Below are 16,677 nucleotides of genomic sequence, written 5' to 3'. Positions count from 1 at the left end.
CTGTTTAGATTCTGTTTAGAAAAAATTAATGGGGTCAGACCCCATTAATTTTTTCTTAAGATGGCGGTCCGGCACGCAAGACGGATACGCAGACATGAAGAAAGCGCCCATGGCTTTTATCAGCCATGGGCGCTACAGTTCGTTTTTTTTCACTTGTCATGCGACTCGTACCGGCGATCAGTCCATGCCGAACTCCTGTGCCCAGTAGGTCTTGCCGTTCTTTACGGCTGTGCTGACAGCGACGGTTGTGAAATCCGGCTTTAAGATGTTCGCCTTATGCTCTGGAGATGCCATCCACGCGTTTACGACTGCGTCTGCGGTGTTATAACCATCTGCGAGGTTCTCACCATACATGAGATCCGGATTTGCAGTGTACCAGTCAGATCCATCTGGTCTTGTGTGAGAGAAACGGACGGTAAGCTCGTCTGCTCTTACATCTGCAGATGCTTCGAGAGAAGCATCATAGCGAAGTGTGTTTAAACCGTTTGCTACGCGGATTTCGTTGACCTTTGCAATCACCTCGGCTTCGGTGTTGTTCTGTGCGAAACCGGTCATGCTCATCATAATGCCTAAAAATGCAACAACGAATAAAGTTCTAAGAAGCTTCTTCATCATTTTGTCCTTCCAAGTGCAACTGGCTACCCGCGTGGGGCCCTGTAGCTTTGCGTCGCCGGATTGCTCCGGGTTTGCTATTTAAATGAATCAGGTACAAAAAACGGCACCGGGAACTCTCCCGCTGCCAGTTAACCTAGAACCTTCTTTGAATTAATTCTTGATTCGAGAACTAACCTTCGGATTTCTCCATGAAGATTGCAACTGGCTGCCCCACTGTGGGGCCCTGTAGCTTTGCGTCGCCGAATTACTTCGGTTTTGCTCAAATGAGAACCTAGGTCGGATTCTCACCGTTAAAGAGACGCGAGCACGAAGCTCCTTTTTTTCCTCTTCACCTCTTTACATTCTTTATTTTATCATTAATTTGATTTATAGCAATACTTTTTCTTGATTTTCGAAGATTTTTCTGACAGGGGCCCTCCGGAGCTCATGTCAGAAAATTCAGACTAATCCTGCTGATACAAAGAAGCTGTGCCTAAGACACAGCTTTGAATACGTTCGCCACTAAGGCATCACGGGGACCCCCGCGCCCTACGGGCGGCACTCCCCCGTGATATTATACGCGCCCTCGAGTGCCGCATGCACGACGAAGCGCTGATTCCCGCCGGAGCGTCCGATACAGGTCGACAGGGTGAGCAGTGCCGGGCGCTTCGCGAAGTCGATGGTATGCTCATCGATGGCGAGTGTCGACTTCGAAAGACAGCGCTTCACATACTGATCATAGCCATCCGTACCCTCGAAATCATCGTAGGTAGCACTCCCATCCGTCGTTTCATAGAAGGAAAAGATCCGGTACTTTCGCACATGTCCCTTCGTATAAACATAGATATACGGATTCGAAGCGCAGAGCCCCGGTTCCTTTTCAAGCTTTTTCAGCGTACCGAACATCGAGCCGTTTTTCATATTGTGACCGAAGAAAAAGGTATTCTTCGCACGGAAATCATGCGGACTCAGACAGTCATAGAAAATCGTACCGGCGAAGTTCTGCTTTCCCTCGAAGGTCTTATGGAGATAGTCGACATTGTCACTGGAGTATACGACCGGATACCTGAGCTCCAGCACCGGGATGTACAGAACACAGGCAAAATCCGCATTCGTATTCAGCAGCGCATCGTAGTCGATCTGAAGAGACGGATACGGCAGTGACTTCACGCCCACACTCTCTCCCGCAGCGCCATCTGCGTTTCCGGCGACTGCATTGGCCTCATCCGCATCCCCGCCACGGATATAGTCCGCCGCGAGATCCGCGTACTCATCCCCCGCCGCCTTATACCCCATGTAATCACGCAGGAACAGCCCGCCGAAAATCAGCATCGCCGTCACCGCAACCACCGGCACCATATAGAACAGAAGTCCCCCGATCCCGGACGATTTCTTCTTTCCTCCCTCACTCATCTCACCCGAAGCCATCACACATCCCTCCTGGTTTTCAAGGCATAAATCGATAACATAAGAATACGTCTATCTCCAGTTTTACGTCAAGCCAGCCATTTATTCACGACCTCACATCCAACGACGAATTACTGTTCAAACGCAGTTAAGTCAAGACGTAGCGAAACATGGTAACCGCTCAGAACTTCGGCTTCGGCTGATAATGAATCTCATTCACGTTATAAACCGTCACGAACGCCTTCGGATCGACTTTCATCACGAAATCCATCAGTCGACGGAACTCATGCTTCGTCACGATCGCGATGATCTCCGTGTGCTTCTCGAGATTGTAGGCGCCGACCGCCTCATAGAGCGTCGCACCGCCGATCTCGCGGATGATGAACTGCCGGATCTCCTCGCAGTGGTTCTGCGACACGATGCAGACGCGCTTTTTGATCGTCTGGCCGAAGATGAAGTAGTCGAGGATGATCCCGTTGAAGTAGGTGCCGAGCAGACTGAGCACCACCGTCTTCGAGTCATAGGCGAGCGCACTGGAGAGGGCAATGATGACGCCCGCAGCGGTCATCGCCTTCCCGAGCTCGATATGAAAATACTTATTCAGCAGCTTCGCGACGACATCGAGCCCTCCGGAGGAAGCATTGTCGTTAAACAGGATACTGCAGCCGACCGACACGACGATGCAGTACGCTACGACGTCGAGTGTTGCATCGCCGGTGAGCGAAGTGTAGTGCGGGAACAGCAGCTCGAACAGACCGAGAATCAGCGGCAGGATGATCGAGGTATAGGCGGTTTTGAAGCCAAATTCCTTTCCGAACACCGCATAGCCGACGATCAGCAGGATGCCGTTCATGATCATCGTGAGCTGCGAGATGCTGAGCGGCACGAAGTGCTGCAGCACGATGGCAAGACCCGAGATGCTCGACACCGCCGCATGGCTCGGAACCAGGAAGAAAAAGACCGCAGCGGCGATGATCGTGCACGCAACGGTCATCAGCAGGAGATCCTTCAGGATCAGACGATAAGAGAGATTCTGTTTCATACATTTCCCTTTCATGATTCAGGCCGCACCTGCGCTTCGCATCCGCAGGCAGCCTGAAGAGGTTTATATAGTAGATAAGCGCGACATCCAGACCCCCGAGTCCGACTCAAACGGGGCGCACCCGCACTTGTCTCTGCATCCCATAGCACGCATCAGTATAGCATCCGTCCGCCCGGCGTGCCCACAGGTATTTTATCATAACTCCAGAGAAATGCATCCATAACCGTATCCGTTTTCTCGACGTCAGACCACAATATATAGTGATGTGCCGTCTCAAATATCCCCTATTTACTAGGTATGATATGGTTAGCCTTAACTAAAAGAATTTTTCAAAAAAATACATTTTTTGAAATTTTTCAGGTTGTAGTTTTCGAAAATCTATATTAATATACAGGCATAGGTCGTACGGAAGTACGAAAACCATTCAATTAAATTTTTATTCTAGGAGGAATTTTATCATGGCACATGTTATTTCTGATGAGTGCGTTAGCTGCGGTGCTTGTGCATCTACCTGCCCGGTTGAGGCTATTTCTGCTGGCGACAGCAAGTATGTTGTAGACGCTGGTACCTGCATCGATTGTGGTGCTTGCGAGGAAGCTTGCCCAACAGGCGCTATCCACGCTGAATAATTAGAAGCGATACGTAAAAGTAAAAGAGCGATGGTTCGATGAACCATCGCTCTTTTTAGTTCAGTGAAACGCCCCGGAGGGCCCCTTCACCGAGCTTAAAATCTATCCACCTTCAGCTCAAACTCCTCCGGCATGAAACGCGGGCATACATTATCCGTCGTGGAAATCACCGAGCTTGCGAGACGCGCACCGATATGGCAGGCCTCGCCGAGGGTCTTTCCGTAGGTGAGACCGATGGTCACACCGGAGAAGAATGCATCCCCGGCACCCGTCGTATCGACGACGGCGACATTGATCGGCGGACAGATGCCGAAGCTTCCATCGATTTCCGCATAGACAGCGCCCTGCTCGCCCATGGTCACGACCATACGTGGATACTGCGCAGATTTCACCTTGCGACCGATGATCGGCGCCAGCTCCTCCGGTGACAGCTTCTCATAGTCATCCGAGAACAGCAGCCCGGCCTCCTGCGCATTGCACACGAGACATGCGGTTCGCTTCATAAGGTAACGGCGCTCCATTGCGATGGACATATTCGACACCACCGCATAGACCTGCTTATGGTACTTCTCCGCGAGGTCCAGGATCTGCTTCAGAATATAGGACTCCATATCGATGTCGACTGTCACGGCATCTGCATCTGCGATGATCTCATCGCCCTGCTCCTTCAGAATCGTCGAGATCTCTGAGAGATCCGGACGCTTCGAGATCGACGCGACCACATCCCCGTTATGTGAAAACACCGCGAGCCACGTACCGAGCCCATCCTCGGTGCGACGGATGTAGCTGGTATCCACCTTATGCCGGTTCAGCTTGTTGATGACATCCGTACTGATCCCGGAGTTATCCACCACACTGACGAAGGTCGGCCGCAGCTCCACATTCGCGATATCCTCCACCACATTCCGGCTCACACCACCATGCACCTCGCAGACCGTGCCTGCATTTCGCCCGGCCGGCACGTACTTCCCCTCCGGATACCCCTTGATATCCACGAACGTAGCCCCGATCACGACGATTCCCTTACTCATGCTTACCTCTCCCATACTTCTTTACTGAATATTGACTCGAAAATTATACGATATATACGGAAAAACACAAGTGGGGAATTCCCGTCGCGAGTTTATAAAAATTTAATGGGGTCAGACCCCCTTACGTAAGAGGCTGGCCCCATGATTGGAATCACGCTTTTCTGCGCTTGAGCAGACAGATACACTCGCAGTTGTTCGTGCGCGGGAACATGTCGACCGGGCAGAGCTTCTCGACCTCGTAGCCGGCGTCCTGAAGCGGCACGAGGTCACGGGCGAGGCTCTTCGGCTTGCACGCCACGTAGATCAGGCGGTCGACGCCGTAGTCGATGATCTTTGCGAGCGCCTTCGCATGGATGCCGTCCCGCGGCGGGTCGAGGATGATCATATCCGGGCGCGGTGCGTCCTCGTAGCTGCCGTCCTCACGGATGAGTCGGCCGCCCTCCTCGATAACCTTCAGCACATCGCCGGCGATGAAATCGCAGTTCTCGATGCCGTTCAGCTTCGCATTCTCGTGCGCAGCCGCCACGGCCTCCGGGACGATCTCGACACCGACCGCCATGCTCGCCACGGAGCTCATCAGCTGTGTGATCGTACCGGTGCCGGAGTAGAGGTCGTAAATCACCGGCTTTTTCACCGAAGCTCGCGCCGGATCGGCCGGGCCCGGCTGACCAGCGTCCACACCTTTCTGCGCAGTGTCTGCCCCCGCGTCGCCTGCATTGACTGCGGCCTGCTGCGCCGCCTGCAGCTCCGTAAATCCGGCATACTCGCGCACCTTCGTGTAGAGCTTCTCCGCACCGAGGGAGTTCGTCTGGAAGAAGCTGAACGGGGTGATGCGGAAGCGAAGTCCCAGGATCTCCTCATAGAAGAAGCGTTCGCCGTAGAGTACCTCGGTGCCCTGGTCCTCGACGATATCCGCCAGGGTGTCGTTCTTTGTATGCAGGATACCGGCGAAGGTACCCTCGATCTTTCCCTCGGCCTTCAGCTGCAGCAGTCGATCGCGCCAGCCGGCGAGCACCTCCTCCTCGGAGAGCTCCGGCTGCACACGCACGAAGCGGTCTGCGGTCGGACGGGTATGCTTCTGCTGGGCCTTCGGGCTGTAGCGTCGCTCGAACCACTCGTCGAGTCCCTTCTGACGCTCCGCGATCAGCTCCTCGGATGCCGGCACACGCTTCGCACTCGCCCAGTTCGTCGAGGTCACGAGATCCACGAGGATCTCGCCGGTCTTCACTGCACGGCGGTAGAGCAGATGACGGAGGTAGCCCTCCCGTGTCTTCTTATGAAGGTAGGTGATGTCCAGCTCCGCGAAGTATGCCCGCGTCGCCTGCACGATCACGCCCGCATCCGGATGCGTCAGCTGGCAGACATCCGCATCGATGATGTTAAAGAAGCTCCGCTTCTGGTGGAGTCCCAGCGTCAGCTCCCCGCCCATCCGGCAGTCGCCGAAGGAAAACTCCATCTTATTCCGGTAGCCCTCAGAGACCGGTGACGGCACGATCGGCTCGAAGGTATACGCATTCGAGCGTACCACCGGCTCAAACAGTGCATGTAGCGTCTCCTCCTTCGTCTTCAGCTCTTCCTCGTAGCTCGTGCCCTGATAGAAGCAGCCGCCACAGATTTCCGCATTATCACATACTCTCATACTCTTCATCCTTCTCCATCGCGGTGCGGCCCATGCCTGCATCCGCGTTCCTGACTCTTTTTTGTGATCACACTCTACCACATCTCACGACAGAAAAACAGGGCCGGCCAGCGCCGACCCTTTTGTAAATCGTATAAATCTTCAGTCCTCGTCCTCGAAATCATCCGCATCATCCTCGAAGTCATCATAGTCCTCGAGGTAATCCGGCATCATGAAACGATAAACGGCATACGCGATCCCTGCGACGGTCGCGACACATCCGATGATGGCGAGCACGGTGAGGATCGTCTTCTTCAGACGCTCATCCTCCTTCTTCTCCTGGATGTACTCCTGCAGCTTCAGCTTCTGAAGCAGAAGCTCCGCGTGATCTCTGGCATCATCCTTATATGTTCTGACACTGTCCGCGAACTCTCTTGCATTTGTTCTCAATGCATTCATATCCAGCTTCTCCATATGGCACCTCCTGCGCTGTTTTTCTATTAAGAAAAGTATACCATCGCCGACCCCGTTTGACTACGTTTTCACAGCTTTTTCAGCTTCGCGAAGCTCGCGAGCATCTTCTTCTGGCCAGCGGTATCGAAGTTTACCGTCACGGTATAATCCTTCTTTCCGTCCTCGATGGCCTCGACGGTACCTTCTCCGAACTTGATGTGCTTCACACGATCACCGACCGCATAGTCGAGGGTCTCGAGCTTCTGGATGCCGGTCTGAACTAGACTCTTCGGAATGCCTGCGCCCTTCTTCCGGGCTGCACCTGCCCCGCTCTTCGCGAGATAGCCGACTGAACCCATGCCCTGCAGACCATAGCTGTTCGCCCCGAAGCTGCCGGTACTGCCCGATCCATACGCGCCCGATCGTCCGACGTAGCTGCCGGAGCCAGATCCACCGCCGTAGCTGCTCGAACTGCCTCCACGGCTGCCATAACTGCTGCCGGAACCATATCCGCCGGAGCGTCCGCCCTTCGCACCGAAGCGTCGTGCGCCCCCGCCGAAGATATCCGAGTCGCCATAGTCGTCATCCTGGAACATATCGTCGTAGCTCTTCAGCAGCTTCTTATCGCAGAGCTCATCCGGGATCTCATCGATGAACTTCGACGGCTTCATCCGCTCATACGCGCCGTTCAGCATACGGCTCCGCGCAGAGGTCATCACCAGCTCCTCCTGGGCACGGGTGATGCCGACGTAGCAGAGACGACGCTCCTCCTCGAGATCCTCCGGATTTCCGATAGACGCGAAGCCAGGGAAGAGTCCGTCGTTCATCCCGACGAGGTACACCTTCGGGAACTCGAGTCCCTTCGCACCATGCAGCGTCATCAGCGTCAGAAGATCCTGTCCCTCGTCCTTCCGATCGATGTCTGCCACCAGCGACACATCCTCCAGGAACTCACCGAGCTTCGGCGCGTCGCTCTGTGCCTGATAGTCCGCTGCCTTACTGATGATCTCCTCGATGTTCTGAAAGCGGGTCTCGGCTTCGATCGTTCCTTCCGCCCGGATCTCCATACCGTAACCGGTATCATCCCGCACCGACTCGATCAGTGCCTGAATCGAGAAGCTGTCCTCCTCACCCGGCTCCGCCTCGGTCTCGAGGTAACCGGCTCTTCGGAGCTTCTCCCGCCAGTCGTCCATGCGCTCGACGAACTCCGTCAGCTTCGTGCCCGCCTTTCCGCCGATCCCGATCATCGGTGCACGCTCCGCCGCCTCGAGCAGGGTGATGCGATGCTCCGCAGTCGATGTATCTGCCGCATAGCTCCGGAGCTTCTGCAGGGTCGCCTCGCCGATGCCGCGCTTCGGCACGTTGATGATACGCTCGAAGGCGACATCATCCGCACCGTTCGCGATCAGCTTCATGTACGCGAGGACATCCTTGATCTCCCGGCGCTGGTAGAAGTTGACACCCCCGATGATCTGATACGGCACGCTCATCTTGATGCACTGCTCCTCGAGCAGTCGCGACTGCGCGTTCGTCCGGTAGAGCACCGCCTGGTCATGATACGCCCTGCCGCAGTTCCGGGCCTCCCGGATCACCGCCTGTGCTTCATCATTGGCTCCCTCAAACTCCTGGAAGCGGACATCCGGACCGCCCTTTTTCTCGGTCCACAGCTTCTTCTGCTTCCGGCCATGATTGTGGCGGATGACCGCATTGGCACAGTCGAGGATCTTCTCGGTGGAGCGATAGTTCTGCTCGAGCTTGATCACGCGTGCACCTGGGAAGCTCTTCTCGAAGCTCAGGATGTTCTCGAGGTTCGCACCACGGAAGGCATAGATGCTCTGGTCGTCATCGCCGACGACACAGAGATTCCGGTACTTCTTCGCGAGCGCATGCACGAGACGGAACTGAATATCGTTCGTATCCTGGTACTCGTCGACCATGATGTAGCGGAAGCGCTCCTGATAGTACTGAAGCACCTCCGGCTCCGTCTCGAACAGCTCCACGGTCTTCAGCAGAAGATCGTCGAAGTCGAGCGCGTCGTTCTGATGCAGCTTCTTTTCATAAAGCTCGAAGCAGTCCGCCATCTTCCGCATGCGCAGGTCCCCGCCGCTGGCCTCCTCCTTCCGGAACTCAAGTGGGCTCACGCCCCGGTTTTTCGCACCGGAAATCACCGACAGCACCACGCGCTCCTTAAACATCTTCGGGTCGATGCTGAGCTCCTTCAGCACCTGCTTCATCAGCGTCCTCTGATCATCCGTATCATAGATGGAGAAATCCGATTTGTAGCCGAGACGATCGATATAGCGCCGGAGGATGCGAACACACATCGAGTGGAAGGTCGATACCCAGACCTCACGCGCCTGCGTTCCGATCAGCCGGTCGACACGCTCCCGCATCTCCCCCGCCGCCTTATTCGTGAACGTGATCGCAAGGATGTTCCACGGCGCGACACCACAGTTCTCGATGAGGTAGGCCACACGATGCGTCAGCACACGCGTCTTCCCGGAACCCGCACCCGCCAGCACCAGCAGCGGCCCCTCCGTGCAGCGCACCGCCTCACACTGCTCCTTATTCAGAATCTTCTCCAGATTTTCCATAACTCTCCTAAATCTCAGATTATTTATCAAAACGAATGTGCGTGAATTATAGCACAGAAGCCCAGTTGAATTCAAGCAAAGAGCTGCCCCGGAGAACCCTCGTCAGTGTTCAAACGTAGTTAAGTCAAGGAGTGGCTCGGGGGACGGTTGCCGAGCTACGATTGAGCAGTAACATCCACATGGTTTAGAAAACCATGTCTTGTCGCTCCGGTGTGAATGTGTTATAATCGCTGCTATGGACGAACATTTTTTTCAGAATTTAATGGAATATCTGCAGTCGATCGGGCACATCGCCTCCGATGACATCCCGAACCTCGAGCTCTACATGGATCAGGTAACCGGCTTCATGGACAGCCACCTCACGACCATCAAGCGGCATCCGGAGGATAAGGTGCTGACGAAGACGATGATCAACAACTATGCGAAGAACAAGCTTCTGCCGCCGCCGGATAAGAAGCGCTACAGTCGCGATCATATGCTGATCCTGCTTTTCATCTACTATTATAAGAGCATCCTCCAGCTGAACGATATCGAGGCGATCCTCCGCCCGCTGAAGGAGAAGTACTTCGGTGGTCAGAGCGACGCGAAGCTGAAGGACATCTACGATGAGATCTTCGACCTCGAGCCGGCCGTGAAGGCGAAAACCCTCCGCGATGTCAGCGAGATGGGCGTCAATGCACAGGAAACCTTTCAGGAAAGCGACCCTCGCTTCCAGCAGCTCTCCGACGAGGACCGGAAGGAGCTCCAGCTCTTCCTCTTCCTCTGTGAGATCGGCACCGACATCTACCTGAAGAAGCTCCTTATGGAGAAGGTCGCGGATCAGCTCCACGACATCGACCTCGAGCGCCAGGCCGCCGAGCGCGCATCGAAGATGAAAAAATAATGAAACCCCCGCTCCTTTCGGAGCGGGGGTTTCCTGCCTCATCTTATTTCTTCTTCAGATTATCCTCGAGTCCCAGACGACTGAAGACCATATCATAGCCGTCGGCACCGTAGTTCAGCGAACGATTCACACGGGAGATCGTCGCCGTCGACGCACCGGTCGCCTTCGCGATGTTGAGATAGGTCTCCCCCTCACGCAGCATCTTCGCCACCTCATAGCGCTGTGCCATGGACAGCAGCTCATTGATCGTGCATACATCCTCGAAGAACTTGTAGCACTCCTCCTTCGACTCCAGCGTCAGCACCGCATCAAATAAATGATCAACTTCCTTTGTTTTTAACTTACTATTCATCCTGTTAACAACTCCTGTATATTACTTAAGCACGAAAGCTGCACACTGCTTTACTGGTTCTCAGTTTCAACGTGTGAGCTTTCATGCTTTAATTTGCAAAAGTAGTATAACACCACCGCCCCCGACTTTCAAGCAGATTAAATGTAATCTGTACAAGGAGACACTGCCCGGGGGCATCGCTAAGCACCGCCTTCTGCGGTGTTCAGCGATTAATTCCACTCAATCGGTGTCGGCCGTCTGGTGTCGAAGACGCTCTGCACGTCCATGAGGTCGCTGAGCTTCGTGTCTTCGCCACAGTAGTCCTTCCAGAGGCGATAGCCGTCGAGATTCCGGCGCCCCTGGCGCATGGTGTCTCCACTGATCTGCGTCCATGCCTTCGTGGAGTCGACATTACAGAAGTAGCGGAAGCCCGCCTTGTCAAGCATCTGGAACTTCTCATTGTCGGCACTGTACGGGTGCCAGTCGCCGATATCCGCACCGAACGGATAAAGGATGATATCACACGGCTCCGGCATCAGCGTCTCGACATTCCGCTCCCAGCGATCCGTGTCCCGTGTGAGATCCGCGAGGCTCCGGTTCGTGAAGTTGATGTGGCCCCAGCTGTGGGAAGCGAGCTCATAGCCATCCTCTACCAGCGCCTTCATCAGCGTCTTCACCGTCTCCCGATCCGCCTCGATGTTCGGATTCGCCGTATTCTTCGGATCATAGTTCGGCGAGCTCGCATCGTAGGTCTCATCCGTACGGTAACCGAGCACACCGTTGTAGCCCGTGAACGCCATGATGGCCTTCGCACCACGATAGGAGAAATCCGGATGCTCGTCGACGAAGTTGTCCAGGATCGGGACGATATCATAATCCCCGATAGAGGCATTGCCCGCAGCATCCGTATACTGCAACTTCAGCTTCCCGTTCTCGTCGAGCACCATCTTATCCGCGAAGCCGCGGCCCTCCATGTACTCATAGTAGCAGACGTCGTCCTCCGACATCACGAACGGCTTCTTCCCCTCCGGCAGCATGATCTTCTTCGACACCATCTTCTCCGTGCCGTCGTCCTGCTTCTGCACCTCCGCGATGTCGTGAAGCCCCACGAGCACGTAGCCGCGCTCATACATCTGCTGCAGGATCTTCTCGAACTCCGGGATGGTCGTCATGACCTGATTGAAGTCCTTCCCCTGCCTGTCATCGGTAAACGCGCGCTCCGTATCCACCGTCAGGATATGGAAGAACACATGCGTGATCTCACTGTTGTCCGCCGCCACCATCGTCGCTGCGGTCGCCTGATAGCGCTCGATCCGGCTCAGCGCCTCCGGGTCCTCCTTATAGTCGGAGTTCGCCAATGTCTCTGCCGCGGCATCATAGTCATACATCGCAGCGAGTCGATCTGCCTTCGCAAAGAGTGCTGTCCGCGCATCCTGTGGCGCAGCAGCGGTCTCTGTTTCGCCGCCGTTCTCTCCCGAAGTCACCACCACCGTCCCGTCGCCTGCATTGGCTTCATCCGACGCATCGCTGCCCGGGTTCAGCACACTCTCCTGCGTCTCGCCCTGCTTCCCGAAGTGAAGCTTCCCACCGAGCGCACGCACACCGACGACGAGCAGCAGAATCACATCGATCAGAATAAACGCCGCCAGGATACGGTAGAACCAGGCCTTCCGCACCCGCGCACGGTACCGCGCCTGACGCTCCGCCCGACGCGCCGCGAGCCGCTCCTCATACAGCCGCTCCATCTCCTCCGGATCCTCGTCAAAGGTATCATACACCGGCTCACCCGTCGCGACATCATAACCATCCGGTTCTGCATTCTCAACCGGACCTTCATTCTTCAAATCTATATCCTCAATGTCCAGATCATCCGCTAAACCTTGCTTCAAATTCTTTTCCTTCATAAATCACTCTCACCAATATCTATAAAAGCGTAAAGATCTACAATTACGTTTTTGTCAATTATGCCTACATCTTACCCCAGAAGCTCACTATAGGCAAGAACGACTTCCTTAAGGTTTTTCAACATGCAGGGAGCCCCGGAGGGGCCCCTGCATGTCTGAGCCCCATCACACCTAGACTCCCGATTGACATGTCATGCCCGTCTGCTATAATATCTAGTATTGAAAACTATGTGTTGTTAAAGAGGCGAAGCATGAACTATAAGGTTATAGGTGACAGCTGTTGTGATTATACCCCGGCACTGAAGGCGGATCCGCATTTTACGCTCGTTCCGCTCACGCTGGAAATCGGAGATTATTCCGTCGTGGATGACGACCACTTCGATCAGCTCGATTTTCTGAAGCGTGTACACGCCTCACTGATCGGACCGAAAACCGCCTGCCCGTCTCCGGAAGCCTATATGAAGGCGATGGAGGAAAGTGATGCCGATGAAGTATATGTCATCACCCTCTCCGAGCATCTCTCCGGCTCCTATCAGGCCGCCGTCATCGGAAAGCAGATGTACGAGGAGGAGCACCCGGACGACGGACGAAAGATCTATGTATTCAGCTCCGATACCGCATCGGCCGGTCAGCTGAATTTCTGCCTTACAATTAAGGAATTAAAGGAAGCCGGAAAAAGCTTCGACGAGGTCGTCACCCTCGTAAACGAAAAGATCCAGACGATGAAGACCTATTTCGTGATTGAATCCCTCGACACCCTCCGGAAGAATGGACGTCTGTCTGCCGTGAAGTCCTTCCTCGCATCCGCCCTCAACATCAAGCCGATCATGAGTGCCAACGGCGGTGTCATCATCCAGCTCGAGAACCAGCGCGGCATCAACAAGGCACTGAAGCGTATGTGCCAGATCGCGGTTGAAAAGGCCGGCGGTCCAGAGAAGACCGCTCTTCTCCGTCTCTGTATCACGCACGTGAACAACCCGGCCCGTGCCGAGCTCGTAAAAGAAGAGTTTCTGAAGCTCGCATCATTCCGCGAGATCGTGATCACCGACGCCATGGGCGTCGCCACCGTCTACGCAGAGGACGGCGGGATCGTCATCGGACTTTGATGTTTTTCAAAAAAACGAACCCCTGGAGATTTCCAGGAGTTCGTTTTTATTTTTTCAACGGCTCGGATCTAAGCTTTTGCGCCCGTCTCAGCAAGCGTTGTTTCATCAGAACGTGATGTTCTCATCAAACAGCGAAAAGAAATTATCGGCGTCGCTCTCCGGATGTGCCGTGAGATCGATCTCCTTCCAGAACGGTTCACGGAAACGGACGATGTGCTCATCCGCGTACGCCGTATACTGCTTGAGGAGTGCATTCGAGCGAATCGTTTCCTCGAGCTTTTTCTTCCGCTCGAGGGTCGCCGCCTCATCGTAGGCATCGATGCATTTCAGAATATAGTACTTGCCATCCTGCTCGATGATATCCGAGATCTGTCCCTCCTCGAGGGCGAAGGCCGCCTGGTAGATAGCGTCCTCCTTCTCAGACTTCGCGAGCGTATTCTCGATGTTCGGATCCTCGCTGTTCTGACGCGCGTAGTAGGAGAAGTTTGCGCCCGAAACATTCACCTGCTGCAGAAGCTGCTCTGCGAGGAGCTCATCCGAGACCACGATTTCCTGCACACGGATGATCTTCGCATCTGCATCGGAGACCTCGGAATCCACATCCGAGATCAGGTACTCGGCGGTCTTGCAGGCCACGAAATACTCGGTATAGATCGAGATGACATCCTCGAGCGTGCAGTCACCCATGAAGGCCATATCCTCTGCGCTCAGGCCGTCGTAGAAGTCGTGTGCGACAGTACGGATCTTCTCCATATCCGTCGAGGTCGCGATGATCCCCTTCTCGGTCGCCAGCAGATTCAGCGTCTTGATGTCCTGAAGAAACTCCTTCATCTTCGCAACGAAGTATGGACCGTAGGTACTCTCCTGCTGGTTTTCCACCGGCAGATCCCAGATTTCCGCACCGAGCTGATTCTGATAGCGGTTTCGCTCGGAGCCGATCACGATCATCGCCTGTGCCTCCGTATAGCCGTCGACATCCTCTGTTTTACCCGTGATTTCGATACCCTTACACGAAATGAAGCTGCATGCCATCAGCACGCAGCTCAGTACAAGCACTGTTTTCTTGAAAAGTCGTTTAAACGTCATTCAGTAGTTCTTTCTTTTAATAAAAGCCGCGCATCCAGAAGGCCGTCGCGATGCCGAGGATCGCCCCCATCAGCACCTGCAGCGGTGTGTGGCCGACATACTCTTTCAGCTTCATCTGAAACTCCTCCGGCTTCCAGTTAAACGGGTTATCCTCGAGGATCTTATTGAGAAGCACCGCCTGCTTTCCGGTCTCCATGCGTACGCCGGTCGCATCGTACATGACGACGCTGGCCAGGATGAAGCTGACCGCGAAGGCCGGCGACTGGAGTCCATACTGGAGTGCGGCAGCGGTCGTCAATGCCACAACCGTAGAGGTGTGGCTCGACGGCATCCCACCGGATCCGGTGAGACGCTCCCAGCTGATGCCGTGGTTAAGATAGGCATCCAGCGCAGTTTTGATCACCTGCGCGAGAAACCAGGAAACCACCGCCGAAACCAGCATATAGTTCTGTAATAAGTCATCCAAAAAATTCATCTAGTATGTTCTTTCTGATTAGTACCCTATGAGCCAGTCATACAGCTCCTGGTACTTCATAGCGCTGGTCTTCCAGGAATAGTCCGCAGCCATCGCACGGTCCACGAGCTTGTTCCACTCACGCTTATGGTCGTAGTATACGCTCTCGGCATAGCGGATCGTGCCGAGCATCTCATGCGCGTTGTAGTTCGAGAAGGAGAAGCCGTTTCCGCTATCCTCGTACTCGTTATATGGCTGTACGGTATCGCGCAGACCACCGGTCTCACGTACGATCGGAACCGTTCCGTAGCGGAGGGCGATCAGCTGGCTGAGTCCGCACGGCTCGAAGAGGGACGGCATCAGATATGCATCGCAGGAAGCATAAATCTTATGGCTGATTTCATTGGAATAGTAAATCTGTGCGGATACCTTATCATGGTACTTCCAGTCATAGTGACGGAACATGTTCTCATACTTCTCATCCCCGGTACCGAGCACCACGAACTGGATATCATCCTGGCAAAGCTCATCCATGATGCACTCGACGAGATCGAGACCCTTCTGGTCGGTGAGACGGGATACGATACCGATCATCATCTTGCCCGGATCCACGTTCATGCCGAACTGCTCCTGGAGTGCCTTCTTGTTCTTCGCCTTCTCCTTCCGGAAGTTGCGTGCGTTGAACGGCTTTACGAGGTACTTATCCGTCTCCGGATTCCAGTCATCATAGTCGATGCCGTTAACAATGCCGCGGAGATCATGCGCACGTGCACGAAGCAGTCCATCGAGGCCCTCTCCGTAGAACGGCATCTTGATCTCCTCCGCATAGGTATCGGAAACCGTCGTGATCGCGTCGGCATACACGATACCACCCTTCAGGAGGTTACCATCCTTCTTACACTCGAGCTTATCCGGTGTGAAGTAGTAGTCGGACAGCTGGGTGAAGCGCTGGATCGTCTTCACATCCCATACACCCTGGAACTTGAGGTTATGAATCGTCATCACCGACTTGATGGAGCGGTAGTACTCTCCGCCGGCGAAGCGGTCATGCAGCAGTACCGGAACGAGACCGGTCTGCCAGTCGTGACAGTGGATCACATCCGGATGCCAGTCGAGCAGCGGCAGCGCAGACAGCGCTGCATAGCAGAAGAAGCAGAACTTCTCGAGATCCCAGTACCAGTCACCGTATGGACGGTCACCGGAGAAATACGACTCGTTGTCGATGAAGTAGTAGGTCACGCCCTGGTGCTCATACTTCAGGACACCGACATAGCGGTCCTGTCCGAGATAATTCATATAGAAGTGGGTCACGTACTCCATCTTCTGGCGCCACTCCCACGGGATGCACATATACTTCGGAATCATGACACGACAGTCATAGTACTGCTTGTCGATGGTCTTCGGAAGCGAGCCGACGACGTCCGCGAGTCCGCCCGTCTTGATGAAAGGCACGGCCTCCGATGCGAGCATGAGTATGTTTTTCATTATAGTCCTCCGGTCCATATTTCTTAAATAGAAATATAAATTATAGATAGCATCTATTTT

Annotated in this window: 15 protein-coding genes and 2 riboswitches; of the genes, 3 read left to right on the top strand and 12 right to left on the bottom strand. The window is 54.5% G+C overall.

The window, feature by feature from the left end:
* Nucleotides 1–177: 177 nt before the first annotated feature.
* The 3 genes from ACTQ52_RS02240 to ACTQ52_RS02230 form a co-directional block, all read right to left on the bottom strand.
* Nucleotides 178–615, bottom strand: coding sequence for a CAP domain-containing protein (locus ACTQ52_RS02240; protein ID WP_410042578.1), 438 nt, complete (start codon nucleotides 613–615; stop codon nucleotides 178–180).
* 11 nt (nucleotides 616–626) lie between these two features.
* Nucleotides 627–701: riboswitch (cyclic di-GMP riboswitch) on the bottom strand.
* Nucleotides 702–808: 107 nt separating this feature from the next.
* Nucleotides 809–885: riboswitch (cyclic di-GMP riboswitch) on the bottom strand.
* A gap of 258 nt (nucleotides 886–1,143) precedes the next feature.
* Nucleotides 1,144–2,022 (bottom strand): class B sortase, encoded by an 879-nt coding sequence (locus ACTQ52_RS02235; RefSeq protein ID WP_441981644.1) that lies wholly within the window; start codon nucleotides 2,020–2,022, stop codon nucleotides 1,144–1,146.
* 160 nt (nucleotides 2,023–2,182) lie between these two features.
* Complete coding sequence (locus ACTQ52_RS02230; protein WP_410042576.1) at nucleotides 2,183–3,043, bottom strand: YitT family protein; 861 nt, start codon at nucleotides 3,041–3,043, stop codon at nucleotides 2,183–2,185.
* Between the two features lie 458 nt (nucleotides 3,044–3,501).
* Between ACTQ52_RS02230 and ACTQ52_RS02225 the strand changes: the two genes are divergently transcribed.
* On the top strand, nucleotides 3,502–3,672 hold the full coding sequence (locus ACTQ52_RS02225) for a DUF362 domain-containing protein (protein ID WP_410042575.1): 171 nt from the start codon (nucleotides 3,502–3,504) through the stop codon (nucleotides 3,670–3,672).
* Between the two features lie 95 nt (nucleotides 3,673–3,767).
* Here the strand turns inward: ACTQ52_RS02225 and ACTQ52_RS02220 are convergent, their stop codons facing one another.
* The 4 genes from ACTQ52_RS02220 to ACTQ52_RS02205 all read right to left on the bottom strand — a co-directional run bounded on the left by ACTQ52_RS02220 (nucleotide 3,768) and on the right by ACTQ52_RS02205 (nucleotide 9,368).
* The gene (locus tag ACTQ52_RS02220) at nucleotides 3,768–4,703 is read right to left on the bottom strand and encodes a carbohydrate kinase family protein (RefSeq protein WP_441981643.1); all 936 of its coding nucleotides are present in this window, start codon (nucleotides 4,701–4,703) and stop codon (nucleotides 3,768–3,770) included.
* A gap of 151 nt (nucleotides 4,704–4,854) precedes the next feature.
* A complete protein-coding gene (locus ACTQ52_RS02215) occupies nucleotides 4,855–6,342 on the bottom strand; it encodes a class I SAM-dependent RNA methyltransferase (protein WP_441226071.1) in 1,488 nt (495 codons plus the stop codon).
* Nucleotides 6,343–6,483: 141 nt separating this feature from the next.
* Nucleotides 6,484–6,795 carry a DUF4366 domain-containing protein gene (locus tag ACTQ52_RS02210; protein ID WP_410042572.1) on the bottom strand — a complete coding sequence of 104 codons (312 nt, stop codon included), beginning with the start codon at nucleotides 6,793–6,795 and terminating at the stop codon, nucleotides 6,484–6,486.
* A 68-nt stretch (nucleotides 6,796–6,863) separates the two neighbouring features.
* Entirely contained in the window at nucleotides 6,864–9,368 is a 2,505-nt protein-coding gene (locus ACTQ52_RS02205; RefSeq protein ID WP_441981642.1) for an ATP-dependent helicase, read from the bottom strand.
* Between the two features lie 262 nt (nucleotides 9,369–9,630).
* Here ACTQ52_RS02205 and ACTQ52_RS02200 point away from each other — a divergent pair, with 262 nt between their 5' ends.
* Entirely contained in the window at nucleotides 9,631–10,251 is a 621-nt protein-coding gene (locus ACTQ52_RS02200; RefSeq protein WP_441981641.1) for a DUF1836 domain-containing protein, read from the top strand.
* 43 nt (nucleotides 10,252–10,294) lie between these two features.
* Here the strand turns inward: ACTQ52_RS02200 and ACTQ52_RS02195 are convergent, their stop codons facing one another.
* On the bottom strand, nucleotides 10,295–10,603 hold the full coding sequence (locus tag ACTQ52_RS02195) for a YerC/YecD family TrpR-related protein (RefSeq protein ID WP_441226074.1): 309 nt from the start codon (nucleotides 10,601–10,603) through the stop codon (nucleotides 10,295–10,297).
* 209 nt (nucleotides 10,604–10,812) lie between these two features.
* Nucleotides 10,813–12,426 (bottom strand): polysaccharide deacetylase family protein, encoded by a 1,614-nt coding sequence (locus tag ACTQ52_RS02190; RefSeq protein WP_441981640.1) that lies wholly within the window; start codon nucleotides 12,424–12,426, stop codon nucleotides 10,813–10,815.
* A 311-nt stretch (nucleotides 12,427–12,737) separates the two neighbouring features.
* On the opposite strand from ACTQ52_RS02190, the gene ACTQ52_RS02185 reads away from it, so the two are divergent.
* Entirely contained in the window at nucleotides 12,738–13,592 is an 855-nt protein-coding gene (locus ACTQ52_RS02185) for a DegV family protein (RefSeq protein ID WP_410042565.1), read from the top strand.
* Between the two features lie 105 nt (nucleotides 13,593–13,697).
* Here the strand turns inward: ACTQ52_RS02185 and ACTQ52_RS02180 are convergent, their stop codons facing one another.
* The 3 genes from ACTQ52_RS02180 to glgA are packed head-to-tail and all read right to left on the bottom strand — an operon-like array spanning nucleotide 13,698 to nucleotide 16,617.
* Nucleotides 13,698–14,678: a peptidylprolyl isomerase gene (locus ACTQ52_RS02180; protein ID WP_441981639.1), complete on the bottom strand. Its 981-nt coding sequence runs from the start codon at nucleotides 14,676–14,678 to the stop codon at nucleotides 13,698–13,700.
* Between the two features lie 16 nt (nucleotides 14,679–14,694).
* Nucleotides 14,695–15,153: a divergent PAP2 family protein gene (locus tag ACTQ52_RS02175; RefSeq protein ID WP_410042563.1), complete on the bottom strand. Its 459-nt coding sequence runs from the start codon at nucleotides 15,151–15,153 to the stop codon at nucleotides 14,695–14,697.
* Between the two features lie 18 nt (nucleotides 15,154–15,171).
* A complete protein-coding gene (gene glgA / locus ACTQ52_RS02170; protein ID WP_410042562.1) occupies nucleotides 15,172–16,617 on the bottom strand; it encodes a glycogen synthase GlgA in 1,446 nt (481 codons plus the stop codon).
* Nucleotides 16,618–16,677 lie beyond the last annotated feature (60 nt).

It is taken from the genome of Oribacterium sp. Sow4_G1_1 (assembly GCF_052116105.1).
Classification (GTDB): Bacteria; Bacillota; Clostridia; order Lachnospirales; family Lachnospiraceae; genus Oribacterium.
Note: the sequence above shows the minus strand (reverse complement) of the source record. Positions and strands in the feature narration are given on the sequence as shown.